Source organism: Bradyrhizobium sp. AUGA SZCCT0431 (assembly GCF_018131065.1).
In the GTDB taxonomy this organism is placed as follows: domain Bacteria; phylum Pseudomonadota; class Alphaproteobacteria; order Rhizobiales; family Xanthobacteraceae; genus Bradyrhizobium.
In genome coordinates this window covers 12,565-37,455 of the sequence record NZ_JAFCLR010000056.1, presented here as the reverse complement: position 1 = coordinate 37,455, position 24,891 = coordinate 12,565, and the positions used below count along the sequence as shown (strand labels likewise).

Annotated in this window: 20 protein-coding genes; 11 read left to right on the top strand and 9 right to left on the bottom strand. The window is 62.5% G+C overall.

The genetic code is table 11. The features are described from left to right. Nucleotides 1-97 precede the first annotated feature (97 nt). Nucleotides 98-601 carry a hypothetical protein gene (locus tag JQ567_RS34635; protein WP_212033351.1) on the bottom strand — a complete coding sequence of 168 codons (504 nt, stop codon included), beginning with the start codon at nucleotides 599-601 and terminating at the stop codon, nucleotides 98-100. A 419-nt stretch (nucleotides 602-1,020) separates the two neighbouring features. Here JQ567_RS34635 and JQ567_RS34630 point away from each other — a divergent pair, with 419 nt between their 5' ends. The 6 genes from JQ567_RS34630 (at nucleotide 1,021) to JQ567_RS34605 (ending at nucleotide 7,237) form a co-directional block, all read left to right on the top strand. Next, nucleotides 1,021-1,257, top strand: a complete 237-nt coding sequence (locus tag JQ567_RS34630) for a hypothetical protein (protein WP_212442974.1) — start codon at nucleotides 1,021-1,023, stop codon at nucleotides 1,255-1,257. A 190-nt stretch (nucleotides 1,258-1,447) separates the two neighbouring features. Next, nucleotides 1,448-2,326, top strand: coding sequence for a squalene synthase HpnC (gene hpnC, locus JQ567_RS34625; RefSeq protein ID WP_212442973.1), 879 nt, complete (start codon nucleotides 1,448-1,450; stop codon nucleotides 2,324-2,326). Beyond that, nucleotides 2,323-3,162 (top strand): presqualene diphosphate synthase HpnD, encoded by an 840-nt coding sequence (hpnD, locus tag JQ567_RS34620; RefSeq protein WP_212442972.1) that lies wholly within the window; start codon nucleotides 2,323-2,325, stop codon nucleotides 3,160-3,162. Before hpnC ends, hpnD begins: the two co-directional genes overlap by 4 nt. Further along, a complete protein-coding gene (hpnE, locus tag JQ567_RS34615) occupies nucleotides 3,162-4,409 on the top strand; it encodes a hydroxysqualene dehydroxylase HpnE (protein ID WP_212442971.1) in 1,248 nt (415 codons plus the stop codon). Before hpnD ends, hpnE begins: the two co-directional genes overlap by 1 nt. Before the next feature lie 69 nt (nucleotides 4,410-4,478). Further along, on the top strand, nucleotides 4,479-6,476 hold the full coding sequence (shc, locus tag JQ567_RS34610) for a squalene--hopene cyclase (protein ID WP_212442985.1): 1,998 nt from the start codon (nucleotides 4,479-4,481) through the stop codon (nucleotides 6,474-6,476). A 26-nt stretch (nucleotides 6,477-6,502) separates the two neighbouring features. Continuing rightward, nucleotides 6,503-7,237, top strand: coding sequence for a phosphorylase (locus tag JQ567_RS34605; protein ID WP_312017512.1), 735 nt, complete (start codon nucleotides 6,503-6,505; stop codon nucleotides 7,235-7,237). Nucleotides 7,238-7,367: 130 nt separating this feature from the next. On the opposite strand, the gene hpnH is transcribed toward JQ567_RS34605, so the two are convergent. Continuing rightward, on the bottom strand, nucleotides 7,368-8,528 hold the full coding sequence (gene hpnH, locus JQ567_RS34600) for an adenosyl-hopene transferase HpnH (RefSeq protein WP_212442970.1): 1,161 nt from the start codon (nucleotides 8,526-8,528) through the stop codon (nucleotides 7,368-7,370). 46 nt (nucleotides 8,529-8,574) lie between these two features. Next, a complete protein-coding gene (gene ispH / locus JQ567_RS34595) occupies nucleotides 8,575-9,501 on the bottom strand; it encodes a 4-hydroxy-3-methylbut-2-enyl diphosphate reductase (protein ID WP_192737365.1) in 927 nt (308 codons plus the stop codon). Nucleotides 9,502-9,946: 445 nt separating this feature from the next. Between ispH and JQ567_RS34590 the strand changes: the two genes are divergently transcribed. Further along, nucleotides 9,947-12,535 carry an MMPL family transporter gene (locus JQ567_RS34590; protein ID WP_212442969.1) on the top strand — a complete coding sequence of 863 codons (2,589 nt, stop codon included), beginning with the start codon at nucleotides 9,947-9,949 and terminating at the stop codon, nucleotides 12,533-12,535. Here the strand turns inward: JQ567_RS34590 and JQ567_RS34585 are convergent. Next, complete coding sequence (locus JQ567_RS34585) at nucleotides 12,503-13,198, bottom strand: DUF2147 domain-containing protein (protein ID WP_212442968.1); 696 nt, start codon at nucleotides 13,196-13,198, stop codon at nucleotides 12,503-12,505. The genes JQ567_RS34590 and JQ567_RS34585 overlap by 33 nt on opposite strands. 98 nt (nucleotides 13,199-13,296) lie before the next feature. On the opposite strand from JQ567_RS34585, the gene hpnO reads away from it, so the two are divergent. Further along, nucleotides 13,297-14,688, top strand: coding sequence for an aspartate aminotransferase family protein (gene hpnO, locus JQ567_RS34580; protein WP_212265471.1), 1,392 nt, complete (start codon nucleotides 13,297-13,299; stop codon nucleotides 14,686-14,688). A 158-nt stretch (nucleotides 14,689-14,846) separates the two neighbouring features. Then, nucleotides 14,847-15,251 carry a GFA family protein gene (locus tag JQ567_RS34575; RefSeq protein WP_212442967.1) on the top strand — a complete coding sequence of 135 codons (405 nt, stop codon included), beginning with the start codon at nucleotides 14,847-14,849 and terminating at the stop codon, nucleotides 15,249-15,251. Between the two features lie 31 nt (nucleotides 15,252-15,282). Here the strand turns inward: JQ567_RS34575 and JQ567_RS34570 are convergent, their stop codons facing one another. Both JQ567_RS34570 and JQ567_RS34565 read right to left on the bottom strand, forming a co-directional pair. Next, nucleotides 15,283-16,185 (bottom strand): alpha/beta fold hydrolase, encoded by a 903-nt coding sequence (locus JQ567_RS34570; RefSeq protein WP_212442966.1) that lies wholly within the window; start codon nucleotides 16,183-16,185, stop codon nucleotides 15,283-15,285. Continuing rightward, nucleotides 16,182-17,804 (bottom strand): GMC family oxidoreductase, encoded by a 1,623-nt coding sequence (locus JQ567_RS34565; protein WP_212442965.1) that lies wholly within the window; start codon nucleotides 17,802-17,804, stop codon nucleotides 16,182-16,184. The genes JQ567_RS34570 and JQ567_RS34565 overlap by 4 nt, the downstream gene beginning before the upstream one ends. A gap of 190 nt (nucleotides 17,805-17,994) precedes the next feature. Between JQ567_RS34565 and JQ567_RS34560 the strand changes: the two genes are divergently transcribed. Together JQ567_RS34560 and JQ567_RS34555 are read left to right on the top strand one after the other, a co-directional pair. Beyond that, on the top strand, nucleotides 17,995-19,167 hold the full coding sequence (locus JQ567_RS34560; protein ID WP_212442964.1) for a M20 aminoacylase family protein: 1,173 nt from the start codon (nucleotides 17,995-17,997) through the stop codon (nucleotides 19,165-19,167). A 187-nt stretch (nucleotides 19,168-19,354) separates the two neighbouring features. Beyond that, nucleotides 19,355-20,527 carry a M20 aminoacylase family protein gene (locus JQ567_RS34555; RefSeq protein ID WP_212442963.1) on the top strand — a complete coding sequence of 391 codons (1,173 nt, stop codon included), beginning with the start codon at nucleotides 19,355-19,357 and terminating at the stop codon, nucleotides 20,525-20,527. A 246-nt stretch (nucleotides 20,528-20,773) separates the two neighbouring features. On the opposite strand, the gene JQ567_RS34550 is transcribed toward JQ567_RS34555, so the two are convergent. From JQ567_RS34550 to JQ567_RS34540, 3 genes are all read right to left on the bottom strand, one after another. Then, nucleotides 20,774-22,396, bottom strand: coding sequence for an inorganic phosphate transporter (locus JQ567_RS34550; protein ID WP_212442962.1), 1,623 nt, complete (start codon nucleotides 22,394-22,396; stop codon nucleotides 20,774-20,776). A gap of 96 nt (nucleotides 22,397-22,492) precedes the next feature. Continuing rightward, nucleotides 22,493-23,032 carry a GNAT family N-acetyltransferase gene (locus JQ567_RS34545; RefSeq protein WP_212442961.1) on the bottom strand — a complete coding sequence of 180 codons (540 nt, stop codon included), beginning with the start codon at nucleotides 23,030-23,032 and terminating at the stop codon, nucleotides 22,493-22,495. A gap of 350 nt (nucleotides 23,033-23,382) precedes the next feature. Further along, nucleotides 23,383-24,819, bottom strand: coding sequence for a UdgX family uracil-DNA binding protein (locus JQ567_RS34540; RefSeq protein ID WP_212442960.1), 1,437 nt, complete (start codon nucleotides 24,817-24,819; stop codon nucleotides 23,383-23,385). Between the last annotated feature and the right edge of the window lie 72 nt (nucleotides 24,820-24,891).

Genomic DNA, 24,891 nt, shown 5'->3' with positions numbered 1-24,891 from the left:
GCGGGTCAAGCTGTCAATTCAAAAAGCCATCTACACGAAAAAGAGCCAGGTTCTGAATCAACAGAACCTGGCTCTGATACTAAAGAGGACCGCTCGATCAGGTCTTCGTCAGCGTGATGTTGACGCCGCGGATTTCGCCCTTGGAACTGATCTGGACGATCTGCTTGGTGCCGTTGGTCCGCAAGTTCAAATTGGCCGCAAATCCGGACGCCTCGACGAACACGTCGATCTGTCCGCCGCCCGCGGTGCCCTGCAGATTGCCGAAGATGTTGCGGCTCTTCTCGCTCCAGTTGCCGGAGATACGGTCACCCTGGCTGGTGACGTCGCTGGAGAGAACGAATTTGTAGCTGTCGCTGGCGCAGTTCAGGTTCTGCTTCAGGCCGAGCCCGTTGGCATTGACCTTGTAGTCGGCCTTGCAGCGGATGTTTTCCGTGGTGCCGTTGGACAGCGCGACCGTGCCTGCGCCAGCCCAATTTCCGTCAAAACCGGCAAACGGGCCTCCCGCCTGCGTGTAGCCTGCGGAGACCGACAACATCAGCGCGGCGCCGACGCCAGCGGCCGTGAGAGCCTGACCAAACAGACTGGAACCAAACATTTTCATTGTGATTTTCCCATCAAAATAGACGCTCTTGCAAAGACACGTCTCGCCCACATCGAAGATTTAGTGTTCCCGCGATATGTTAGGTTCAAATGACAAAATGCCACTTGCGGCGATAGCGCCCCGAAAGGCGGCATTTTCACGCACCGGAATCAAAAATATCCGTCGAGCTTCGTTGGCAGCATCTAGCTTTGCGGGGGCCTGTCCGCAACAGCCAATTAAGAAGAAAAATATGCCGCTAATAAACGTTAGATATCAATTGGTTAATGGACGAGCGCCGCCGCCGCAAATTTGGCCGCATTTACCAGTGCTTGTCGTCGGCTCATTGCTGCGCTACGCGGCATCTTCAAACAAATCCGTCCCGGCGAGGCCGAACCACGATTCGGGAACAGGATTTCTTGCTGCCGAAATGAAGGAATACGATGCGTAAACTTTTCCTGGCTCTCACTTTATTGTCGATCGCGGTGTCATCGGATGCCTTCGCCCAGCAGCAGCGCAGCGGAACGCCGGACGAGCAGAAGGCCTGCGCCCGTGACGTGCAGCGCTTCTGCCGCCCGGTGATCGATCAGGGTGACTTCACGATCCTGGCCTGCTTGCAGCAGAATCGTCCCAAGATCACGCCTGCCTGCAACCAGGTGCTGAAAAACCACGGGCAATAAGCGCGTTCTCATCGGTTAACCGCCGCGCACGGGCTTTTTCCGGCTCGATCGCCGGCGCCGCGGCATGCGCCGATGGCCCCAGATAGCATTGGTTTTGGCGGCGTATTCCCCTATATGGGGCTCGCGATCCGTCGCATGCGCCTGATATCGGCGCGTGCCGCCATTTTGGACCAATGTAGCCAGTTTTTTGATGACCAGCGCGAGCGAACTGCGATCCGGAAAAACCCACCGTGACGAGAATTTTCCGGTCGCGTCGTGGATCATTCATCCGCGTCACCGGGCGCTGATTCTCAGCTTCTACAATTTCGTCAGGACGGCCGACGACATCGCCGATCACGCGACGCTGCCGCCAGACGAAAAGCTGAGGCTTCTCGACCTCTTCGAAGCGGAGTTGCTCGGCAAGGGCGACACCCAGAAGGAGGCGGTCAGCCTGCGCCATGCGCTCGCCGCGCGCGAGATGCCGCCGCGCCACGCGCTCGACGTGCTGATTGCGTTCCGGATGGACGTCACCAAGCTGCGTTACGAGAACTGGGACGACGTGATCCATTATTGCCGCTACTCGGCGATGCCGGTCGGCCGCTTCATGCTCGATGTCCACGGCGAGAGCACCTCGACCTGGGCCGCCTCCGATGCGCTGTGCGCCGGCTTGCAGATCAACAACCATCTGCAGGACTGCGCCAAGGATTTCCGCGACCTCAACCGCGTCTACCTGCCGCGCGACGCGCTCGCAGCCGCCGGTGCTACGGTCGAGATGCTGGGCGAGGCGAAGTCACCGCCCGCTTTGCTGAAGTGCCTGCAGGCGCTCGCGGTGCGGACCGAGACCGTGCTCAACGAAAGCAAATCGCTGGCGGCCGAAGTGAAGGATTTCCGCCTCGGCCTCGAGATCTCGGTGATCCAGGCCTTTGCCGACAAGATCGTAGGCTTGCTGAAGGTGCGCGATCCGCTCGCTGAGCGCGTGCATCTCAGTCCGCTTGAATTGCTGGCGCAAAGCCTCGGCGGTGTCGCCGGCGAGATCGCGCGCCGCGCGGTGGGCCGGCGGCCCTTGTCGAACCCGGCGGCCGGTGCATGACATCAGAGACGGCGGCGGCCAACGCGAATTACGGCACCACCGCGTCCGGCAGTTCGTTCTATGCCGCGATGCGCATCCTGCCGCGCGACCAGCGCGAGGCGATGTTCCTGATCTACAGTTTCTGCCGGCAGGTCGACGACATCGCCGATTCGCACGGTCCGCGGAGCGAGCGGCTCGCAGCCCTCCAGCAATGGCGCGATGACATCGACGCACTCTATCAGGGCCATCCGCCGGCACGCCTGCAGGATTACGTCGCCTCGGTGCGGACCTTCGGTCTCAAGCGCGAGGATTTTCTGGCCGTCGTCGACGGCATGGAAATGGACGTGCCGCAGGACATCCGTGCGCCGGATCTCGCAACGCTCGACCTTTATTGCGACCGCGTCGCGAGCGCCGTCGGACGCCTGTCGGTGCGGGTGTTCGGATTGCCCGAGCGTGACGGCGTCGAGCTCGCGCATCATCTTGGCCGCGCGCTGCAATTGACCAACATCCTGCGCGACATCGATGAAGACGCCACCCTCGGCCGTCTGTATCTGCCGCGTGAAGCCCTGCTGCATGCCGGGATCACCAGCAACGACCCGCAGAAGGTGATTGTCGAACGCGCTTTGCCGAAAGTGTGCCAGCCGCTGGCGGAACGGGCCAAGGCGTATTTCGAGAAAGCCGACGAGATCATGAAGCGCAATTCGCGACGCAAGGTGCGTGCGCCCCGGATCATGTCGAAATATTACCGCGCCATCCTCGATCTGTTGCTGGAACGGGGCTTTGCCGCGCCGCGCGCGCCGGTCCGCGTCACCAAGATGGCCAAGATTGGCATCCTTCTCCGTTACGCGATCATCTGATGCAAAAAACCGCTCACATCATCGGTGCCGGCATTTCCGGCCTCTCCGCCGCCGTCCGGCTGGCGAACGCCAATTACAGGGTGTGCGTCCACGAGGCCACGCAAACGACCGGCGGCCGTTGCCGCTCCTATTTCGACGCCGCCACCAATTTGATGATCGACAATGGCAATCACCTGCTGTTGTCGGGCAACAGCCATGCGCTGGCCTATGCGCGCTCGATCGGCACCGAGGCGGGACTGGTCGGACCGAAGCGCGCGCAGTTTCCGTTCTGCGACGTCTCGACCGGCCAGCGCTGGCAGCTCGATCTCGGCGATGGCCGGCTGCCGCTGTGGGTGTTCGACGAGGCGCGCCGGGTGCCCGACACGTCCTTGCGCGATTATCTCGCACTGATGCCTCTGATCTGGGCAGGGACGGACAAACTGGTCGGCAAGGCGATCCCCTGCGAGGGCACGCTGTACCAGCGGCTGGTGCAGCCGTTGCTGCTGGCCGCGCTCAACGTCGATCCGCCGGAGGGCTCGGCGGGGCTGGCCGGCGCGATCGTCCGTGAAACGCTGCTCGCCGGCGGCCAGGCCTGCCGGCCGCTGATCGCCCGCGACGGGCTGAGTTCGGTCTTGATCGAACCTGCGATCAAGCTGCTGCAGGACAAGGGCGCCAGCGTTCAGCTCGGGCATGAGCTGCGTGAATTCGCGATGAACGGCAGCCATGTCGGCGCACTGAAGTTCGGCGACGACGCGATTTCACTCGCGCCTGACGATGTCGTGGTGCTCGCCGTTCCGCCGCGTCCCGCCGCGTCGTTGCTGCCGGGTCTCAAAACGCCGACGAAATTTCGCGCCATCGTCAATGCACATTTCCGCTTCGATCCGCCAAGGGATGCGCCGCCGATCCTTGGCGTCGTCGGTGGATTGGTGGAATGGCTGTTTGCGTTCCCGCAGCGCCTGTCGGTCACCATCAGCAATGGCGACCGGTTGGTCGATATGCCGCGTGAAGAACTCGCGCAGGCGATCTGGCGCGACGTCTGCAAGGCAGGTGGCGTGCAGGGCGAATTACCCCCTTGGCAGATCGTGCGCGAACGCCGTGCTACCTTCGAGGCGACGCCGGAGCAGAACGCGCTGCGGCCGGGTCCGGTCACCGCTTACAAAAACCTGTTTCTCGCCGGGGACTGGACTGATACGGGGTTGCCGGCAACCATCGAGGGATCGGTGCGGTCGGGTGACCGTGCGGCCGATCTGGTTCTGGCCAGAGCATGATGGCCTGACTGGCAGAGAGCGTGACCGGCTTTACGGTACGCGATCGCGAACAGAGGGATGTCTGACGAAATGTCTTCCGTCGATCACAGCGTTGTCATCGATCCCATCGCGGCAGCCGATCCCATCACGGCAGTCGATCCCGTCGCCCTGGAGAAATCGATCTCTTCGGCGACGCAGGCGCTGCTCGGCTATCGGCAATCCGACGGGCACTGGGTGTTCGAGCTGGAAGCCGACAGCACGATCCCGTCGGAATATGTGCTGCTGCGCCACTACCTCGCCGAGCCCGTCGACAGCGAACTCGAAGCCAAGATCGCCCACTATATCAGGCGGACGCAAGGCGCACATGGCGGCTGGCCGCTGGTGCAGGACGGTGCGTTCGACATGAGCGCCAGCGTGAAGTCCTATTTCGCGCTGAAGATGATCGGCGATTCCGTCGATGCGCCGCACATGGTGCGGGCGCGTGAGGCGATCCGTTCGCGCGGCGGTGCTGCCAACGTCAACGTTTTTACCCGGTTTTTGCTGGCGTTCTATGGCGTGCTGACCTGGCGCGCGGTGCCGGTGCTGCCGATCGAGATCATGCTGCTGCCGATGTGGTCGCCGTTCCATCTCAACAAGATATCGTACTGGGCGCGCACCACGATCGTACCGCTGATGGTGCTGGCGGCGCTGAAGCCGCTGGCAAAGAATCCCAAAGGCGTCGGCATCGACGAATTGTTCCTGCAGGATCCGAAGTCGGTGGGCATGACCGCGAAGGCGCCGCATCAGAGCTGGGGCTGGTTCATGCTGTTCCGCTCGCTCGATGTCATCCTGCGCAAGATCGAGCCGCTGTTTCCCAAAAAGCTTCGTGCCCGCGCGATCGACGAGGCCGTGGCCTTCATCGAAGAGCGGCTGAACGGCGAAGATGGTCTTGGCGCGATCTATCCGCCAATGGCCAACACCGTGATGATGTATGAGGCGTTCGGCAGGCCCGTGGATTATCCGCCGCGCGCCGTCACGCGCCGGGGTATCGATAGATTGCTCGTGATCGGCGAACGCGAAGCCTATTGCCAGCCATGTGTGTCACCGGTGTGGGACACCGGGCTGACCTGCCACGCAATGATCGAAGCGGGCGGCACGGAAATGTTGCCGCAGACCAAGCAGGCGCTGGACTGGCTGGTCCCGAAGCAGGTTCTCGACATCAAGGGCGACTGGGCGGTGAAGCGTCCCGACGTGCGGCCGGGCGGCTGGGCGTTCCAGTACAACAACGCCTACTATCCGGATCTCGACGACACCGCCGTCGTTGTCATGGCGATGGACCGCGCGCGCAAGCAGTCTGGAAGCAACGAGTATGATACCGCGATCGCGCGCGGCCGCGAGTGGATCGAGGGCATGCAGAGCCGCGATGGCGGCTGGGCCGCCTTCGACGTCAACAACCTCGAATATTATCTCAACAACATCCCGTTCTCCGACCACGGCGCGCTGCTCGATCCGCCGACCGAGGACGTCACCGCGCGCTGCGTCTCGATGCTGGCGCAACTCGGCGAAACCGCCGCAACCAGCAAGGCTGTTGCCGACGGCATCGACTATTTGCGCCGCACCCAGCTTGCCGAAGGCTCGTGGTACGGCCGCTGGGGGCTGAATTACGTCTACGGCACATGGTCGGTGCTCTGTGCGCTAAATGTCGCAGGTATCGATCATCAGGACCCAATGATTCGCAAGGCGGTCGATTGGCTGCTATCGATTCAGAATCAGGACGGCGGCTGGGGCGAGGATGCGGTCAGCTACCGGTTGGACTACAGGGGATTCGAGGCAGCACCATCGACCTCCTCGCAAACGGCATGGGCTTTGCTTGGGCTGATGGCAGCGGGCGAAGTCGGGAACCCGGCAGTTGCGCGCGGTGTGGAGTACCTAAAAACCACACAGACCGAAAAAGGGCTGTGGGATGAGCCGCGCTACACGGCTACGGGGTTTCCGCGGGTGTTTTATTTGCGTTATCATGGCTACTCGAAGTTCTTTCCGCTCTGGGCGATGGCGCGGTATCGGAATTTGAGAAGCACCAACAGCAGGGTGGTAGGGGTCGGGATGTGACTTGGGGGGCGGGGGCCGCCGCGATCGTGGACAATTCGAGTGATCTCAATTCGGGTGATCTCAATCAAATTGATCCGCGGCCGGTTTTGATCGTTACAGGCTTGGTACAAGAGGCCCGCATTGCGGCCGGTCCAGGCATGATCGTGATCTGCAGCAGTAGCGATCCGCAGCAATTGCGCGCGCTGCTCGCGACACTGGATTCATCGACATTCAGGGGTGTCATCTCTTTCGGCGTCGCCGGCGGGCTCGATCCGTCGCTGAAGTCGGGCGATGTCGTGGTCGCGACCGAGGTTCTGGCCGGCGATACCCGCTTTCTGGCCGGTCTGGCGCTCAACGAGGAAGTGATTGCCAGCGCCGCGCTGCGGCGGCGGCGCGTGATTCGCGGCGGTCTGGCCGGAGTGGAGCGGGTGATTGCGGCGACCGCCTGCAAGGCCGCGCTGCATTCGGAGACGGGGGCCGCGGCGGTCGACATGGAAAGCCACATCGCGGCGGCCTATGCGGCCAAGGCAGGTATTCCGTTCGCGGCACTCCGCGTCATCTCCGATCCTGCCAGCCGTGCGCTGCCGGCTTTGGCCAAGAGCGCGATCAAGCCGAACGGCGATATCGACCTGCGCAAGGTGCTGCGCGGCGTCGCGCGCAATCCGAGAACGTTGCGCGCGCTGGTGTCCACGGGCATCGATTTCAATCGTGCGCTGCGCTCGCTGCGCGGCTGCCGCGGCTTCATCTCCGGCGGCGAGGGGCTGGCCGCGGCCAACGCCTGACGCTGCTGAAATAGCCCGCTGCAACGAAAAATGCCGTCGCATATGCGACGGCATTTTTGTTTTGTGCTTCTTTGTTTTGAGTCTCGCCTTCACGCAACGCGGGCAGGCCGCGTTGCGCTCTCGGTCGCCCTCAGGCGGCCGTGGAGGCCTTTTGCTGCTGCTTGGCAGCGGCAGCCGCGGCTTCATCCTTGCGGATCTCCGACAGGCGCTTCTGCACTTCCGACGAGAAGATGTACTGCGCCGGGCGCTGGTTATCGAGGTTGATCTCCGGCGCCATCGGACCTGATGTCCGGACGCCGCGCAGCGCCACCCACATCGCCTTCAACGGATTGACCAGCGCGGCATTGGCGGCGGTCGGCTCATAGCCGCAATGCGCCATGCAGTCGGCGCACTTCTCGTACTTGCCGGTGCCGTAGGTCTCCCAGTCGGTGGTCTCCATCAATTCCTTGAAGGTCTTGGTGTAGCCCTCGCCGAGCAGGTAGCAGGGCTTCTGCCAGCCGAAAATGTTGCGCGCCGGCATGCCCCACGGGGTGCATTCGTAGCTCTGGTTGCCGGCCAGGAAGTCGAGGAACAGGCCGGAATGCATGAAGTTCCACTTCTTGCCCTTGCCGAGGGCAAAGACGTCGCGGAACAGCTTCTTGGTCTTGGTGCGGTTGAGGAAGTGCTCCTGGTCCGGCGCGCGCTCATAGGCGTAGCCCGGCGACATCGAAACACCGACACCGAGTTCGGTGGTGAAGTCGAGGAACTTGGCGATCTCTTCCGCCGCATGCCCGTCGAAGATCGTAGCGTTGACGTTGACGGTGAAGCCGCGCGCCTTCGCCGCCTTGATCGCCGAAACCGCGCGGTCGAACACGCCCTTCTGCGACACCGCCTTGTCGTGGTGATCCTTCAGGCCGTCCAGATGCACCGAGAAGAACAAATAGGGCGAGGGCTCGAACAGATCGAGCTTCTTTTCCAACAGCAGCGCGTTGGTGCAGAGTGAGACGAACTTCTTGCGCGCCACGAGGCCGCGCACGATTTCGCCGATCTCCTTGTGGATCAGCGGCTCGCCGCCGGGGATCGCCACCATCGGTGCGCCGCATTCATCGGCCGCGTCCCAGCACTCCTGCGCCGACATGCGGCGATTGAGGATCGCATCGGGATAGTCGATCTTGCCGCAGCCGACGCAGGCGAGGTTGCAGCGAAACAACGGTTCGAGCATCAGCACCAGCGGATAGCGCTTTCGGCCAAGCAGCTTCTGCTTGATCAAATAGCCGCCGATACGCAACTCTTTGAAGAACGGTATTGCCATTACAGGATTTCTTTCTGGACCTTAGTCGTCGTAACTCGTGAATGGATCAGCCCGCAGTCAGTTCGGCTGGAAGCCGAAATTCGATATTTTCTTCCCTCCCAGGAAGCACCGACACCTTGACGGGTCCGATACGTCTCAAAGCCTCGATCACGTCGTCCACCAAAACTTCGGGCGCCGACGCCCCCGCCGTGATGCCGACGGCCTTCGCATCCTTAAGCCAATCAGGGTTCAACTCGCTGCCATCGGCAATGAGATAACTCGCGACCCCGACCTCGGTGCCGATTTCGCGAAGCCTGTTTGAGTTGGAACTATTGGCAGCCCCCACCACCAAAATGACGTCCACCAGTTTGCTCAGGTCCCTTACCGCAGATTGGCGGTTCTGTGTCGCATAGCAGATATCCCGGATGTCTGGGCCTTGAATATCCGTAAAACGGGCCTGAAGGGCCGCAATTATGTCCTTTGTGTCGTCAACGCTGAGGGTGGTCTGGGTAATATAGGCCACCGGGGTGTCGACCGGGAGGGTCAGGGAGGCCACGTCGTCGACGTTCTGGACCAAAAGGACCGTCCCGGGAACCTGACCCATGGTTCCCTCGACCTCGGGGTGGCCGGCATGGCCGATCAGAATCAGGGCCCGGCCCTTCGACATATACCGTTTGCCCTGATTGTGGACCTTGGTGACGAGGGGGCAGGTGGCATTGAGGACAGGCAGGCCGCGGGCGGCAGCCTCCTCCTCGACGCTGCGGGCCACGCCATGGGCGCTGAACACGGTAACGGCGAGCGGGGGAACTTCGGACAGGTCCTCGACGAAGATGGCGCCCTTGTTCTTCAGGCTTTCGACCACGTATTTGTTGTGCACGATCTCGTGACGCACATAGACCGGCGGGCCGTACTTCTGCAGCGCACGCTCAACGATCTCGATGGCACGCACGACGCCCGCACAAAATCCGCGGGGCTGCGCAAGATATACTTCCATGGGACGCTCATTACGCAAGTTGCACCAAATTCATTCAAATGCCTTCGCGCAGCCAGTCCTGCCGGCCCCGGCCGAACAAACTGCAATAACCGCACCACCGTTCCGGGGGCAATCCACCCAAGCACATGGAAGCACAGGGCTTTGTGTCAAAAAATTAGCGTCTAGAAAAGCCGGAACGCAAAAGGCCGTGTTCGGCTTGGGTCGACGGAGGTATCTTAATACCCTAATTCCGTCCAATTCCTCACCGTTTCGTCACTTTCTCGCCCGCACTGGGCGTCTATATGGGGTTTCTCAATGCCATTTCGGCCCGTTTTGCCTTCTCTACGCGGGGCCTCTCTGACAGTAACCACAACAATAGATCGCCCGATGTAGATCGCCCCCCGGAACTCCGCTAGACAGCGGACGTTTTCGGCAAGCTCCCTATTAAGACTTAGAAAGAAATGATGTGCTGACCAGTCTGGTTGTCTCAATTGTTAGAACGTGCACGCGGTTTGCCACCCTCATCGTCGTCTTTTCGCTGCTCCTCGCGATTGGCGCGGGCTTCTATGCGGCTCGCAACTTCTCCATCAATACCGACATCAACACGCTGATTTCGCCCGACCTGGACTGGCGCAAGCGCGACAACCAGTTTGAGAAGGCGTTCGATCGCGAAAAGCTGATTTTGGCCGTCGTCGAGGGCCCGACCCCCGAGCTCACCACTGCCGCCGGCAAGGCGCTGGCCGATAAGCTTGCGGGCGACACCAAGAATTTCGAATCGGTGCAGCCGCTCGGTTCCGGCGAGTTCTTCGAGAAGAACGGGCTGTTGTTCCTGCCCGTGGAGGAGGTCGGCAAGGTCGCTGGCCAGCTCGAAGCCGCCGCCCCGCTGATCGAAATCATGGCCGGCGATCCCTCGATCCGCGGTTTGACCGGCGCGCTGGAAACCGGCCTTGCCGGCATCAAGCGCGGCCAGGTCAAACTCGACAATACGGAACGGCCCTTCAACCTGATCTCGCAGACCGTCGAGAACATCCTGAGCAAGGGAACGGCGACGTTCTCGTGGCGCGAACTCGTCAGCGACAAGCCGCTCGCCGATTCCGACAAGCGCGCCTTCATCGAATTCAAGCCGAAGGTCGACTACAACGCGCTCGAGCCCGGCAAGGAAGCCACCGACGCGATCCGGCAGGCGGCCAAGGAGCTGAATTTCGCGGGCGAGTATGGCGCGCGCGTGCGGCTGACCGGACCGATTCCGATCGCCAATGAGGAATACGCCACCGTCCAGGACGGCGCGATCGTCAACGGCATCGGCACCGTCGTGATCGTGCTCGTGATTCTCTGGATGGCGCTGCATTCAGGCAAGATCATCTTCGCCGTGTTCGTGAACCTGTTCGTCGGCCTTGCCATCACCACGGCGGTCGGCCTGATGATGGTGGGTTCGCTCAATCTGCTGTCGGTCGCGTTCGCGGTGCTGTTCGTCGGCCTCGGCGTGGATTTCGGCATCCAGTTCAGCGTCCGCTACCGTTCGGAGCGCTTCAAGAACGATGATCTGGTGCTCGCGCTGGAGAGCGCGGCCCGCCGCTCGGCGGTCCCGCTGTCGCTCGCGGCGATGGCGACCGCCGCCGGTTTCCTGTGCTTCCTGCCGACCGACTACAAGGGCATTTCCGAACTCGGCAAGATCGCCGGCGCCGGCATGCTGGTGGCGTTCATCACCAGCATCACGACGTTGCCGGCGATGCTGACGCTGCTCAACCCTCCCGGCGAAGGCGAGCCGGTCGGCTACGCCTTCCTGGCGCCGGTCGATGACTTTCTCGAGCGGCATCGCGTCGTCATCATCGTCGGCACGATTTTGGTCGCGCTGGCCGGTCTGCCGCTGCTCTATTTCATGAAGTTCGACTTCAACCCGATCAATCTGCGCAACTCGCAGGTGGAGTCGATCGCGACCTTCCTTGACCTGCGCAAGGATCCGAACACCGGCGCCAACGCCATCAACGTGATGACGAATTCGGACGCCGACGCCAAGAAGATCGAGGCGAAGCTGGAGAAGGTGCCGGAAGTGCTTCGCGTGATGTCGCTCGACAGTTTCGTGCCGGAGGATCAGCCGGCCAAACTGAAGCTGATCGCGCAGGCCGCCAAGGTGGTGGGTCCTGCGCTCAATCCGGATTCCGTCGATGCGGCGCCGACCGATGCCGAGAACGTCGAGGCGCTCAAGAGCTCGGTCGATGGCCTGCGCAAGACCGCCGGCGACGGCAAGGGCCCGGGCGCGGTCGCGGCACGGCGGCTGGCGGATGCGCTGTCCAAGCTTGCCGAATCAACGCAAGCGGTCCGCGACAAGGCGCAGGGTATTTTCGCCATCCCGCTCAAGATAACCTTCGACCAGCTCAAGAACACGATGCAGGCCCAGCCGGTCACGTTGAAGACCTTGCCGCCCGAACTCGTGAGCAGCTGGAAGACCAAGGACGGCCTGATGCGCGTCGAGGCGCTGCCGAAGGGTGATCCGAACGACAATGAAGTCCTGCGCAAGTTTGCTGATGCGGTTCTCGCCGCCGAGCCGACTGCGATCGGCGGACCGGTCTCGATTCTCAAATCCGGTGATACCGTGGTGCGGGCATTCATCCACGCGGGCATCTGGGCGCTGATCGTGATCAGCGTGCTGCTCTGGCTGGCGTTGCGTCGGGTCACCGACGTGCTGCTGACGCTGGTGCCGCTCCTGGTGGCCGGCGCCGTGACGATGGAGATCTGCGTGCTGATCGGGCTGCCGCTCAACTTCGCCAACATCGTCGCGTGGCCGCTGATGCTCGGCATCGGCGTCGCCTTCAAGATCTATTATGTGACGGCATGGCGCTCGGGCAGAACGAATCTGCTGCAGACCAGCCTGACGCGCGCGATCTTTTTCAGCGCGCTGACGACCGCCACGGCTTTCGGAAGCCTGTGGCTATCCAGTCATCCCGGCACCGCCAGCATGGGTAAATTGCTGGCGCTGTCGCTCATCACCACGCTGGCGGCGGTGCTGCTGTTTCAGCCCGCGCTAATGGGCAAACCGCGCGATATCGGGGAGTAGGCAGATATCGCCGACGGGATCGGCGGCCGCCTGCTTCTGGCCGGCGACGGGCTTTTGAGCCGGCGCCGGGTTCACGGCACCGGTGGTCTTCGGCGCGGCGGTTGCCGCCGGCGAGCCGGGCGCGGGCGTCAGACCCGGTGCCGTCGCCGAGGCGCCAGCCTTCGGTGCGCCTGCCGGATTTTTCGGCGCGGCACCCTTGGCCATGCTGTTGCTCGGGCTTGAGGGAATCGGCGGCCCGACGCGGGTCCAGGTCTCGCCACCGCACAGGAAGCCGAGCACGCAGCCTTGAATCTCGAGCTGGTCGGTTCCAATCGGCTTGATGGTCGAGCTGTAAGACTGTCCGTCCTTGGCGTTGTAGACTTGGCCTTCCCACGCATCGACGCCGGGCTTCTTCTTCATGTTGATCAGAATCGGCATGCCCAGTGTAGGTCTGCTCTGCTTTGAGGCATCCGGATTATTCGTATCGCGGCCACCCGGCGTCTTCTCCCAGGCGACGGCACCCCACATGTTGCCGTTACATTGTGCTACGCGAATGTTGGCGACGCCGTCGGCCACTTTCCAATCGCCTGTGGGGTCGGCGGCCAGTGCGGAAGTAACACCTGTGGCAAAAAAGAATCCGGAAAAAACTATTCTGCGCGCGACAGTTCTTGGGCAGTGCAACATGGTTCAAACCTGCTTATGTAGATTATCCGAGAGGGGTCAAAACGCCGCATTGGGCGTTTTCAGTTGACGAAATGGCCACCAACCGACGTATGTAGCGAATGCTAAGTTCAAATCTAGACGTTTCCGAGATGTTTGTGGAGCGCCAGGCGCAGCGCAGTTCCATGCATTCGCGCCATTTGAACGAGCAGCTCGTCCGCGTGCTCAAGACGATTGGCTATGATGTCGGCTTTCAGAAGGGTCAAGGTCAATACCTGTTCGATCGTGACGGGGCCCGTTATCTCGACCTACTGAGCGGATTTGGCGTTTTTGCGATTGGCCGCAACCATCCGGCGTTGCGCCATGCGTTGAAAAGCGTGCTCGACGCCGATTTTCCGAATCTGGTGCAGCTCGACGTCTCGACGCTGGCCGGGGTGCTGGCGGAACGTCTGTTCGAACATGTGCCATACCTGGACAAGGTGTTTTTCGCCAATTCTGGCGCCGAAACCGTCGAGGCCGCGATCAAATTCGCCCGCGGCGCCACCGGGCGGCCTGGCATCGTCTCCTGTTCGCACTCCTTTCATGGATTGTCCTACGGCGCCCTGTCGCTGATGGATGATTCGAACTTCCGCAGTGGCTTCGAACCGCTGTTGCCGGGATGCACCCAGATCCCGTTCAACGATCTCGCCGCCCTCGAACAGGCGTTGTCGTCGCGTCAGGTCGCCGCCTTCATCGTCGAGCCGATTCAGGGCAAGGGCGTCAACCTGCCCACCGACGAGTTTCTGCCGGGCGCTCTTGCGCTGTGCCGCAAGTACGGCACGCTGTTCATTGCCGACGAGATCCAGACCGGGATCGGCCGCACAGGCAAGTTCTTGGCGGTCGAGCACTGGAACGTCGAACCCGACATGGTGCTGCTGGCGAAGGCGCTGTCGGGCGGTCATGTGCCGGTCGGCGCGCTGCTGACGCGCAAGAGCATCTTCGACAAGATCTTCAATCAAATGGACCGCGCGGTCGTGCACGGCTCGACCTTTGCGAAGAACGATCTGGCGATGGCGGCCGGTATCGCCACGCTCGAAGTGATGAAGGCGGAAAAGCTGGTCGAGCAGGCCGCCAAGCGCGGTGCCGAGCTTCGGCTTGCGCTGACGCGCATGGTGCCCGGCTACGAATTGCTGAAGGAAGTGCGCGGCAAGGGGCTGATGATCGGCGTCGAGTTCGGTCCGCCGAAATCGCTGCGGCTGAAAGCCTCCTGGAACGTGCTCGAGACCGCCAACAAGGGGCTGTTCTGCCAGCTCATCACGGTGCCGCTGTTCAAGGATCACAAGATCCTGACCCAGGTTTCCGGCCATGGCAGCCACACCATCAAGCTGCTGCCGCCGCTCGTCATCACCGAAGAAGACTGCAGCTGGATCGAAAAGGCGTTCGACACCGTCATCGCCTCCAGCCACAAGGTGCCCGGCGCGATCTGGTCGCTCGGCAAGACGCTGGTCGACAACGCGGTGCGGAAGTCGGCGTAAACGCCGACACGGAACACCAAAGCGCAACGCGCAATCGCTATCAGGGCAAGCGGAAGATCGCTTTTGAATTCCGCGCGGCGTACATGCGTTTATGCCGCAGTTTTCGACTGATCCGCGCCATAGTATTCTCATCCCGACAAACCACGTGGAGGAGACTGATGCGCATTTCCGGCGGCTGTCATTGCGGCGCGATCCGTTACCAGGTGGACGGCGACCTGATCGTTCATGCGTTGTGTCATTGCGCGGATTGCCGGCGGCACGCCGGCGCACCGATGGTAGGCTGGGCGATGTACGCCGAAGACGCAGTCGAGGTGACGCAGGGCGAGCCGAAGGTCTACGCGTCTTCCGAACACGGAAGGCGGCAGTTTTGCGCCAATTGCGGAACCGGCCTGTTCTACACCAATGCGAACATGCTGCCCGGGATCATCGACGTGCAAAGCGGCACCTATGACGATCCCGATGCCGTTCCGGTCATGGTGCACGTCCAGGTCGCCGAGCGGGTCAGCTGGATGGAGCGCGCGCACGAATTGCCGTTATTCGACCGGTACCCACCGCAGACATAGAAGCGGGCAAGCGACAAGTTGCGATCGCCCGTTACCCGGCTTGTGCTTCGAACGCTGACAACGCCCGGAGCACGAGTTGGGGCGCTTCCTGCGCGACGCTGTGACCGGCGCCTTCGAACGTCCATTGGCTCGCGGAGGGAAGCAGGGCGAGCGCGCGTGACGCCATCTCTTTATAAATGGACCAGGACTGCTCGGTGACGGCCACGCGCACCGGACATTCGATTTCGGACAGCGACGCGAACGGATTGCCGCGCGCGTCGCCCGCGTAGACCTGCTCCATCGCCTCCAGGATCGGAAGCAGCACGGCTGATTCAATTTCAGGCGTGCAAAGCAGCCGCACCCGGCCATCGTCTTGCTGCGCGAAGCCGTGCCGGATGTACGCCCGCAGCGAATTCTCCGTCCATTTTGCAAAGGCCGGCGCGGCGCGATAGCGCGCGAATGCGGCGTCGGCACTTTCGAACTCAGCCTGTCGGCGCAGCGCGCCCTGCACGGCGCTTTTGCCGAAGTCGCTCAAGCCGTCAGTGCGCGCCGCGCGCGGATCCATTACCGTCGGCTCCATCACGAACAGCCGTGCAAAGCGCGCAGGCATCAGTTTCGCCGCCAATAGCAGATCGGTCGCGCCGGCACTGTGTCCGATGCCGTAGATATCGGTGAGATCGAGCGCCTCGACGACCCGGCAGACATCCTCGGCAAAATCCTGGAAGTGATAGCGGTTGGCCGCAGGCTTTTGGCTGTCGCCATGACCGCGGCGGTCGAGCGCATAGACCGTGTAATCCTGTGCGAGTTCGCGGGCGACGTCGTCCCAGACCTCGGCGACGAAACCGGTGCCGTGCAATAGAAGCGCAGGCGGCTTTCCTCGATCCTCCGCACCCCATCGCGCCAGCGCGATGCGTGACTCGGCATCTCCGATCGAAGTCCGAACCGGGCTCGTCAAGCGCGCGCATCCTCCAAAATCATCGTCGCACCCTTTTCGGCGATCATCGCCGTCGGCGTATTCGTGTTGCCTGAGGTGATGGTCGGCATGACAGAGGCGTCGGCGACGCGCAAGGCGGCAATGCCGTGAAAACGCAGGCGCTCGTCGACGACGGAAGTGGCATCGGAAGCTGATCCCATCTTCGCGGTGCCGACGGGGTGAAAGATCGTGGTGCCGATATCGCCGGCGGCCTTTGCCAGCGACGCATCGTCGTCGCCGACGGCAGGGCCGGGCAGATATTCTTGCGGGCGGAATCGCGCCAGCGCCTGCTGCTTCATCAGCCGGCGCGTGGTGCGGATGGCGTCCGCGGCGACCTGACGGTCTTCATCGGTCGACAGATAATTCGGCGCGATCGCGGGCGCCTGACTGGCTTCGGCGGATCGCACGCGCACGGTGCCGCGCGAGGTCGGCCGCAGATTGCAGGCGCTGACCGTGATGGCGGGGAAACGGTGCAGCGGATCGCCGAATTTGTCGAGCGACAGCGGCTGCACGTGGAACTGGATGTTGGCGCGCTCGCGCTGCGGATCGGAGCGCGTGAAGATGCCGAGCTGCGACGGCGCCATGGTCAACGGACCGCGGCGGCGGAATGCATAATCGAGCCCCATCAGGCCGCGCCGGAACAGATTGTAATAAGTCTCGTTCAGGGTGCGGACGCCCTCGACCTTGTAGATCGCGCGCTGCTGCAGATGGTCCTGCAGATTGCGGCCCACGCCCTGACGATCGAGCGTGACGTCGATGCCAAGCGGCGACAACCAGTCGGCCGGGCCAATGCCCGAACGGTGCAACACCTGCGTCGATCCGATGGAGCCTGCGCAGAGAATGACTTCGCCCTTGGTGCGGGCCTCGACGATCTCGTTGCCCTGATAGAAGCGCACGCCGACGGCGCGGCCGTTCTCGACAATCAGCCGGTCGACCAGCACGTGCTTTTCCAGCCGCAGATTCTGGCGGTTCAGCACGGGTTTAAGAAAGCCACGCGCGGAAGACCAGCGGCGGCCGCGCTTCTGGTTGACGTGGAAATAGCTGATGCCTTCATTGTCGCCGGTGTTGAAATCGGCGATGCGGCGGATGCCCATCTGTTCGGCGGCGTCGCCGACCGCATCCAGCACTTCCCAGGACAGCCGCGGCGCTTCGATCCGCCAGCCGCCGCCCGCGCCATGATGTTCGCTCTTGCCGAGGAAATGATCCTCGAGCCGCAGAAAGTGCGGCAGCACGTCGTCATAACCCCAGCCGGTGAGGCCGAGCTGGCGCCAGTGATCGTAATCGGCGGCCTGGCCCCGCATCGAGATCATGGCGTTGATCGCGGACGAGCCGCCGATCACCTTGCCGCGGGGATAGGCCAGCGCGCGGCCGTTGAGGCCGGGCTCCGGCTCGGTCTTGAACATCCAGTCGGAGCGGGGATTGCCGATCGCGAAGAGGTAGCCGACCGGGATGTGGAACCAGATCCAGTTATCGTTGCCGCCGGCTTCCAGGATCAGCACGCGATTGCCGGGATCGGCCGAAAGCCGGTTGGCCATGATGCAGCCGGCCGTGCCCGCGCCGACGACGATATAGTCGAAATCACCTTCAAGCCTGTTCGGCATGTTCTTTTGTTTCCACCCGCTCGCAACCGTTCAGCCTTAATAGTCAGACGTGGATGGCCGGGACAAGCCCGGCCATGACGGCTTGGGTAGTCTTCCGGGCGGATGGGGCTCTGCGGCCGGAGTGTTGGGTGGTTCGCGTCTTGCATGCTACAGAGGCACCAGCGTTCAACCAGAAAAAACGATCAGTTCCATGCCCATTGTCAACCGTGTCGCCGATCTGCAACCCGATATCCAGGCCTGGCGCCGCGATATCCATGAACACCCGGAGTTGTTGTACGAGGTGCACCGCACGGCGGCGCTGGTGGCGGACCGGTTGCGGGAATTCGGTTGCGACGAGGTGGTCACCGGTCTTGGCCGCACCGGCGTGGTCGGCGTCATCAAGGGCAATAGGCCCGCCGGCAAGGGTGAGGTGAAGGTGATCGGGCTGCGCGCCGACATGGATGCGCTGCCGATCGAGGAAGCGACCAACCTGCCTTATGCCTCGAAGAACCCGGGCCTGATGCACGCCTGCGGCCATGACGGCCACACCGCGATGCTGCTGGGCGCGGCGCGCTATCTCGCCGAGACGCGCAATTTTGCCGGCGATGCGGTCGTGATTTTCCAGCCGGCGGAAGAGGGCGGCGCGGGCGCCGTTGCGATGCTCCAGGACGGCCTGATGGACCGTTTCGGCATCGAGCAGGTCTACGGCATGCACAACGGTCCGGGCATTCCGGTCGGCAGCTTCGCCATTCGCCCCGGTCCGATCATGGCCGGAGGTGACGCCGTCGCCATCCGGATCGAGGGGCGGGGCGGGCATGCCGCGCGTCCGCACAAATGCATCGACTCCGTGCTGGTCGGCGCGCAGCTGATCAATGCGCTGCAGTCGATCGTGTCGCGCAGCGTCGATCCCCTGGAATCGGCGGTCATTTCGATCTGCGAATTTCACGCCGGCAATGCCCGCAACGTGATCCCGCAAACCGCTGAACTGGCAGGCACCGTCCGGACCCTGGACGCCGAAGTGCGAAAACTGGTGGAAAAGCGCGTGCGCGAGGTCGTCGCCGGGGTGGCGCAGATCACGGGCGCGAAGATCGACCTGACCTACAACCGCGGCTACCCGGTGACGGTCAACCATATCCCGCAGACCGACGTCGCCGTTCGGGCCGCCCGGGAAATCGCCGGCGACGCCAACGTGAACGAGATGCCGCCGCTGATGGCCGGCGAGGATTTCGCCTTCATGCTGGAGCAGCGGCCGGGTGCGCTGATCTTCTGCGGCAACGGCGACAGCGCGGGGCTGCATCACCCCGAATACAACTTCAACGACGAGGCGCTCGTGTTCGGCACCTCGTACTGGATCAAGCTGGTCGAGAACACGCTGGCGGCGTGAGGCCGTTCACCGGCATTTCAACGAGCCCAATAAGAATAAGAGTGTCTTCGGGGTTCCCGAGGCTTCCGCCCCGGACCCCCCTTGGCAAGCGCTCCGGATGGATAGGGCCCCTGCGGCAGAGGGGTGGGTGGAGCGCGTCTTGCATGCTAGACAGGCAAGCGTTCAACCCGGAACCAGAGAATTTGCAATGCCCATCGTCAATCGTGTCGCCGACCTCCAACCCGATATTCAGGCCTGGCGCCGCGATATCCATCAACACCCCGAATTGCTCTATGATGTGCACCGCACTGCGGCATTCGTGGCGGATCGGCTCCGCGAATTCGGCTGCGACGAGGTCGCGACCGGCCTCGGCCGTACCGGTGTGGTCGGCGTCATCAAGGGCAAGAAGCAGGCCGGCAAGGGCGACATCAAGGTGATCGGGCTGCGCGCCGACATGGACGCGCTACCGATCGAGGAGGCCACCAACCTGCCTTATGCCTCCAGGAATCCCGGCAAGATGCACGCCTGCGGCCATGACGGCCACACCGCGATGCTGTTAGGGGCCGCCCGCTATCTCGCCGAGACCCGCAACTTCGCCGGCGATGCGGTCGTGATCTTCCAGCCCGCCGAAGAGGGTGGCGCGGGCGCCGACGCGATGATCAAGGACGGTCTGATGGACCGTTTCGGCATCGAGCAGGTCTATGGCATGCACAATGGTCCGGGCATTCCGGTCGGCAGCTTCGCCATTCGCCCCGGTCCGATCATGGCGGCGACCGATGAGCTCGACATCAAGATCACCGGGCTCGGCGGCCACGCGGCTCGCCCGCACATCTGCATCGATTCCGTGCTGGTCGGCGCGCAGGTGGTCACCGCACTGCAGTCGATCGTGTCGCGCAGCATCGATCCGCTGGAGTCGGCGGTGATTTCGGTCTGCGAATTCCAGGCCGGCAACGCCCGCAACGTGATCCCGCAAACCGCCGAATTGCGCGGCACGATCCGGACGTTGACGCCGGAAGTTCGCGCATTGGTCGAGAAGCGGGTGACCGAGGTGGTCGCCGGCGTCGCGCAGATCACGGGCGCCAAGATCGACCTTACCTACAAGCGTGGTTATCCCGTCACCGTCAACCACGCTTCGCAGACCGAGTTCGCCACGCGGATCGCCAGGGAAATCGCCGGCGAAGCCAATGTGCACGAGACCCCGCCGCTGATGGGCGCGGAGGATTTTTCCTACATGCTGGAGGCGCGTCCCGGCGCGTTCATCTTCTGCGGCAATGGCGACACCGCGGGCCTGCATCACCCCGAATATAATTTCAACGACGAAGCTATCGTCCACGGCACGTCGTACTGGATCAAGCTGGTGGAGAACGCGCTGCCGGCGTGAGGCAAGCGCAGGCCAGAGGTCTCTTGCACTTCTACAGCAACTTGAGAGAACGCCTGCATGTTCATGCAGGCGTTCTTTTATTTGGCGTGCGATACGCGCGCTATCGTCGCTGCCTCAAACCGCTTTAGCGGCCTAGACCCAAACCGGAGCGACCAGCGTTATTCGGGGCTCACGCAAAAAAGCCCGCGCGTTGGCGCGGGCTTTTCTGTTGCGTTGCAGCGGAAAAGAGACCGCTGCGATCGTTTCTCAGAACAAATACGAGAACAGCACGTAGAGGCTGGCCGACAGCATGATCGCGGCGGGCAGCGTCAGCACCCAGGCCATCAGCAGGTTGCGGATGGTGGCTAGCTGCAGGCCGGAACCGTTGGCCGCCATCGTTCCGGCGACACCCGACGACAGCACGTGGGTGGTCGAGACCGGCAGGCCGAATATGTCGGCCGCGCCGATGGTGCCGGCGGCAACGAGTTCAGCGGAGGCGCCCTGCGCGTAGGTCAGGTGGGTCTTGCCGATCTTTTCGCCGACGGTGATGACGATGCGCTTCCAGCCGATCATGGTGCCGAGGCCGAGCGCGATCGCGACCGCGATCTTGACCCAGGTCGGGATGAACTTGGTGGCGCTGTCGAGCGAGGCCTTGTAGGCGTTGAGGGTGGCGACCTCTTCCTTCTTGAGGTCGTTTTCCTTGTCCTTCATCAAAAAGCGGATCGCTTCCGAGGTCAGGTACATGTCGTTACGGGTGTTGCCGACGGCTTCAGCCGGCACCTTGTTGAGCGTGCCGTATTTCTGCACCTGGTCGCCGACGTCCTTCACCAGCACGGCCAGCGACGGATAGGTGCCTTCGCTGATCTTGCGCGCGGCGACATATTGCGTCACCGCCGGGCGGGGATCGCCGATGATGCTGTGGCCGGCGCCCTTGGCCGCGATCACCTTGGAAGCTGCCTCGGAGGTCTTCTGGAACTGCACCACCTGCGATTCCGGCAGCGCGCGGTTCAGCGCGTAGGCGGTCGGCACGGTGCCGATCAGGATCAGCATGATCAGACCCATGCCCTTCTGGCCGTCGTTCGAACCATGCGCGAAGCTGACGCCGGTGCAGGTGGCGATCAGGATGCTGCGGATCCACAGCGGCGGCGGCTTGTTGGCTTCGGGCGCTGCGTACAGCGCCGGGTTGCGCACGACGAACTTCAGCACCAGCAGCAGGATGGCCGCCATGCAGAAGCCGAACAGCGGCGACAGCAGCAGCGCGTAGCCGATTTCGGTGGCCTTGGTCCAATCGACGCCCGAGGTGCCGTCGCGGCCGCGCATGACAGCGTTGGCGATGCCGACTCCGATGATCGAACCGATCAGGGTGTGCGAAGAGGAAGCCGGCAGGCCCAGATACCAGGTGCCGAGATTCCACACGATCGCGGCGATCAGAAGCGCGAACACCATCGCAAAGCCGGCGCCGCTCCCGACCTGCAGGATCAGCTCGACCGGCAGCAGCGAGACGATGCCGAACGCGACCGCGCCCGAGGACAGCAGCACGCCGAGGAAGTTGAAGAAGCCCGACCACATCACGGCGAATTCGGCCGGCAGGGAGTGGGTGTAGATCACGGTCGCGACCGCATTGGCGGTGTCGTGGAAGCCGTTGACGAACTCGAAACCGAGCGCGATCACGAGTGCGACCAGCAGCAGGATATAGGGCAGGTAGGTCGTCACCTTGACGCCGGTGGCATCGACGTCGACATAGATGCTGTACATCACGAACAAGAACCCGGCCGCGAGAATGCCGAAGAACAGGATCATCGTGAGCGGGTTGAACCCCTTGTCGAGATTGGGCCTGGAAGCCGGCTGGATCGGTGCTCCCATCGATGAATTGAGTGTCATATCGGTCATGGCAACCCCCCTGAAATACTAACGGCGGTTAATCTTTTGACCGATGGAGTTGAAGGTTAGATGACAGGGGCGGCGTCGAGCGTGCGCGCCGGCACGTCAGGGGCGCGTTGCCCATTCCCCTCTGAGCATGGACATCAGGCGCATCGACCGGAAGGTTCCGTCGGGGTCCCGGTGCAGATCGCGAACCACGCCTTCCTCGACAAACCCGGTTTTGAGGTAAGTCCGGCAGGCCCGTTCATTCTCAGCGAATACAAAGAGTTCGACGCGATGCGCCGCCAGATCCTCGAAACAGATTTGCAGGACCGATCGCAGCAGGTCCGATCCGACGCCACACTCGGGAGTTCCAACCGCGATGCGCCTGAGCCGAACGCATTGGTTGGCGCTTTCGATGCCTTGTAAAATGGCAAATCCGGCAATCTCCGTTCCATCGCGGGCCAGCAGATATCGGGAGGACGGGTTTTCGATTTCAGCGGCGTGCTGTTCGGCGTCCCATCGGCCGACCAGACGCACATAGCCATCCACGCGTTCGATGCGCATGATGGCGGGTATGTCGGATTTACGCGCGGTTTGAATCTGCATGGCGGCAGTTTGGCGTTGCCGCGCCTGCCGGGCAATGCTCAAAGCGACAAGCTGCAAGCAAGGGTCGATCGCCGTAAGGGATGATGGCCAAGATGATGGCAAAGACAGGTCGCGCGCTGCACGGCACCGGGGCTAGAGGAAACCGCACAGCGCGCCGACCCCATGGGAACGTCATGGCGTGAACAGGACGCCCCAACCCCTCCCCAAGAGAATGAGATAGTATCATCGATCAATTGAAGGTTGTACATCTATTTGTCAGTTTTCGAGGGGGCGGTAACGGGAATTTGCGGTTCCCCTATAGCCAGTTCCGATTAAATCGGAACTGGCTATAGACTTTTGGTTTGACGCGTTTTCTTGACGCGAACCGGTATCCACTTCGCTGGAAAACGCTTTGGGATGCGGGAACTTCAGGCAGCGTGCGCCGATTTTCGCAGCAAGGCTGCCGCGATTTTAAGATCGGCCACGAAGCGCTGATACTCCCGCGCCTTGGCGTCGGCGTCCGGCAGCCGCAGCAAATACGACGGGTGCACGGTGACAAGCGCCGTCGTGCCGTCCTCGAGATCAATCAGGCGTCCGCGGCTCTTGTTGATCGGCGTGATTTTGCCGAACACGCTCTGCGCTGCCGTAGCACCCATCGCCACCACCAAGGCAGGCTTGATGGCGGCGCGTTCGCGTTCGTACCATTGCCGGCAAGCCTTGATCTCAGCTGTGTTCGGCTTCTGGTGCAGGCGGATTTTTCCGCGCGGCACAAACTTGAAATGCTTCACGGCATTGGTGACGTAGACCTTTGAGCGGTCGATGCCGGCCTCATCCAGCGCCCGATCCAGCATCTGACCGGCCGGGCCGACGAACGGCTTGCCCGCGAGATCTTCCTTGTCGCCGGGCTGTTCGCCGACCAGCATGACCTGGGCATTCTGTGGGCCTTCGCCGAACACGGTCTGGGTGGCGTCCTTCCAGAGCGGGCAGGCGCGACAATCGGCGGCGTCTTCCCGCAGCGTTTCGATGTCGTCGGCAGCCTGTGTGCGTTTCATCGGCGGTTCCTGCCGCTTCTGCGATTTATGCGGTTCGCTCGCAGCGCCTGCGATCATCGCGCTGGCGGTGCGTTCGGCGCTTTCAATCAGAGGCCTAATCAACGAGGCCTCCGGCAGGTTCCGCCAATATCGCTTCGGCATTTCGGTTTGCATGGCCTTCACCTTCAGCCGGGCGGGATTGAAAATGCTGGCGTAGTAACGCCGCCAGGTTTCCTCCAGCCGATCTTCGGTCGGCGCCTCGGCCTTAGCTACCCCCGGCGTGATCGAGACGGCATGGCCGTCCCAATGCGCGCAGACGTCAGGCGTCAGGATCGACCAGGGCATGTCGGCAAAGCGCCGGGCGAAGAACGGCGCTGATAGTTCGACGATATGGTGCTCCGGCTCGAACCAGGCGACGAAATGCGATTTCTGCTCGCGGCCGATTTCGCGGAAGCGCACAAAGGCGTGCATCTTGTGCTCGTCGCGGTGCACGGCCTTCGCCATCGTGCTAACGCGTGCCACATCCGGATCAGTCGCGACGACAAGCAGGTCGTGGTTGCCGCGCAACCGCCACAGCAGGCGATAGAGGATGGCAAAGCGTTCGCTATTGCGATGCAGGATCGCGGCCTTCGCCAGCTCGACGAATTTGGCCGGGACGTTGAAAGTCGCATTTGGCGGGTCGGGCAGTGGGGTGGTCGATTCAAACAATTCAGGCGCGTCGCCTTGCACACGCCATGTCACGTCGGCCGGGCTTACATCATTCAGCACCAGCGTCCGTGCCGCTTTGCGCCAGCCGTCAAAATCGGTTTCGCTGTCGAGGGTGATGTGGTGCATTGAACGCTCCTTTCGTCATTGCGAGGAGCAAAGCGACGAAGCAATCCATGTCTCAACAAGTGGAGAAATGGA

Bases quoted from the DNA above. Each gene is read 5' to 3' on its own strand.
- shc (WP_212442985.1), top strand. From the start codon at position 4,479: ATGTCTTCCGTCGATCACAGCGTTGTCATCGATCCCATCGCGGCAGCC.
- ispH (WP_192737365.1), bottom strand. From the start codon at position 9,501: ATGGAAGTATATCTTGCGCAGCCCCGCGGATTTTGTGCGGGCGTCGTG.
- hpnC (WP_212442973.1), top strand. From the start codon at position 1,448: ATGACCAGCGCGAGCGAACTGCGATCCGGAAAAACCCACCGTGACGAG.
- JQ567_RS34550 (WP_212442962.1), bottom strand. From the start codon at position 22,396: ATGACCGATATGACACTCAATTCATCGATGGGAGCACCGATCCAGCCG.
- JQ567_RS34560 (WP_212442964.1), top strand. From the start codon at position 17,995: ATGCCCATTGTCAACCGTGTCGCCGATCTGCAACCCGATATCCAGGCC.
- hpnD (WP_212442972.1), top strand. From the start codon at position 2,323: ATGACATCAGAGACGGCGGCGGCCAACGCGAATTACGGCACCACCGCG.
- JQ567_RS34575 (WP_212442967.1), top strand. From the start codon at position 14,847: ATGCGCATTTCCGGCGGCTGTCATTGCGGCGCGATCCGTTACCAGGTG.
- JQ567_RS34540 (WP_212442960.1), bottom strand. From the start codon at position 24,819: ATGCACCACATCACCCTCGACAGCGAAACCGATTTTGACGGCTGGCGC.
- hpnH (WP_212442970.1), bottom strand. From the start codon at position 8,528: ATGGCAATACCGTTCTTCAAAGAGTTGCGTATCGGCGGCTATTTGATC.
- hpnE (WP_212442971.1), top strand. From the start codon at position 3,162: ATGCAAAAAACCGCTCACATCATCGGTGCCGGCATTTCCGGCCTCTCC.
- JQ567_RS34635 (WP_212033351.1), bottom strand. From the start codon at position 601: ATGAAAATGTTTGGTTCCAGTCTGTTTGGTCAGGCTCTCACGGCCGCT.
- JQ567_RS34555 (WP_212442963.1), top strand. From the start codon at position 19,355: ATGCCCATCGTCAATCGTGTCGCCGACCTCCAACCCGATATTCAGGCC.
- JQ567_RS34585 (WP_212442968.1), bottom strand. From the start codon at position 13,198: ATGTTGCACTGCCCAAGAACTGTCGCGCGCAGAATAGTTTTTTCCGGA.
- hpnO (WP_212265471.1), top strand. From the start codon at position 13,297: ATGCTAAGTTCAAATCTAGACGTTTCCGAGATGTTTGTGGAGCGCCAG.
- JQ567_RS34630 (WP_212442974.1), top strand. From the start codon at position 1,021: ATGCGTAAACTTTTCCTGGCTCTCACTTTATTGTCGATCGCGGTGTCA.
- JQ567_RS34565 (WP_212442965.1), bottom strand. From the start codon at position 17,804: ATGCCGAACAGGCTTGAAGGTGATTTCGACTATATCGTCGTCGGCGCG.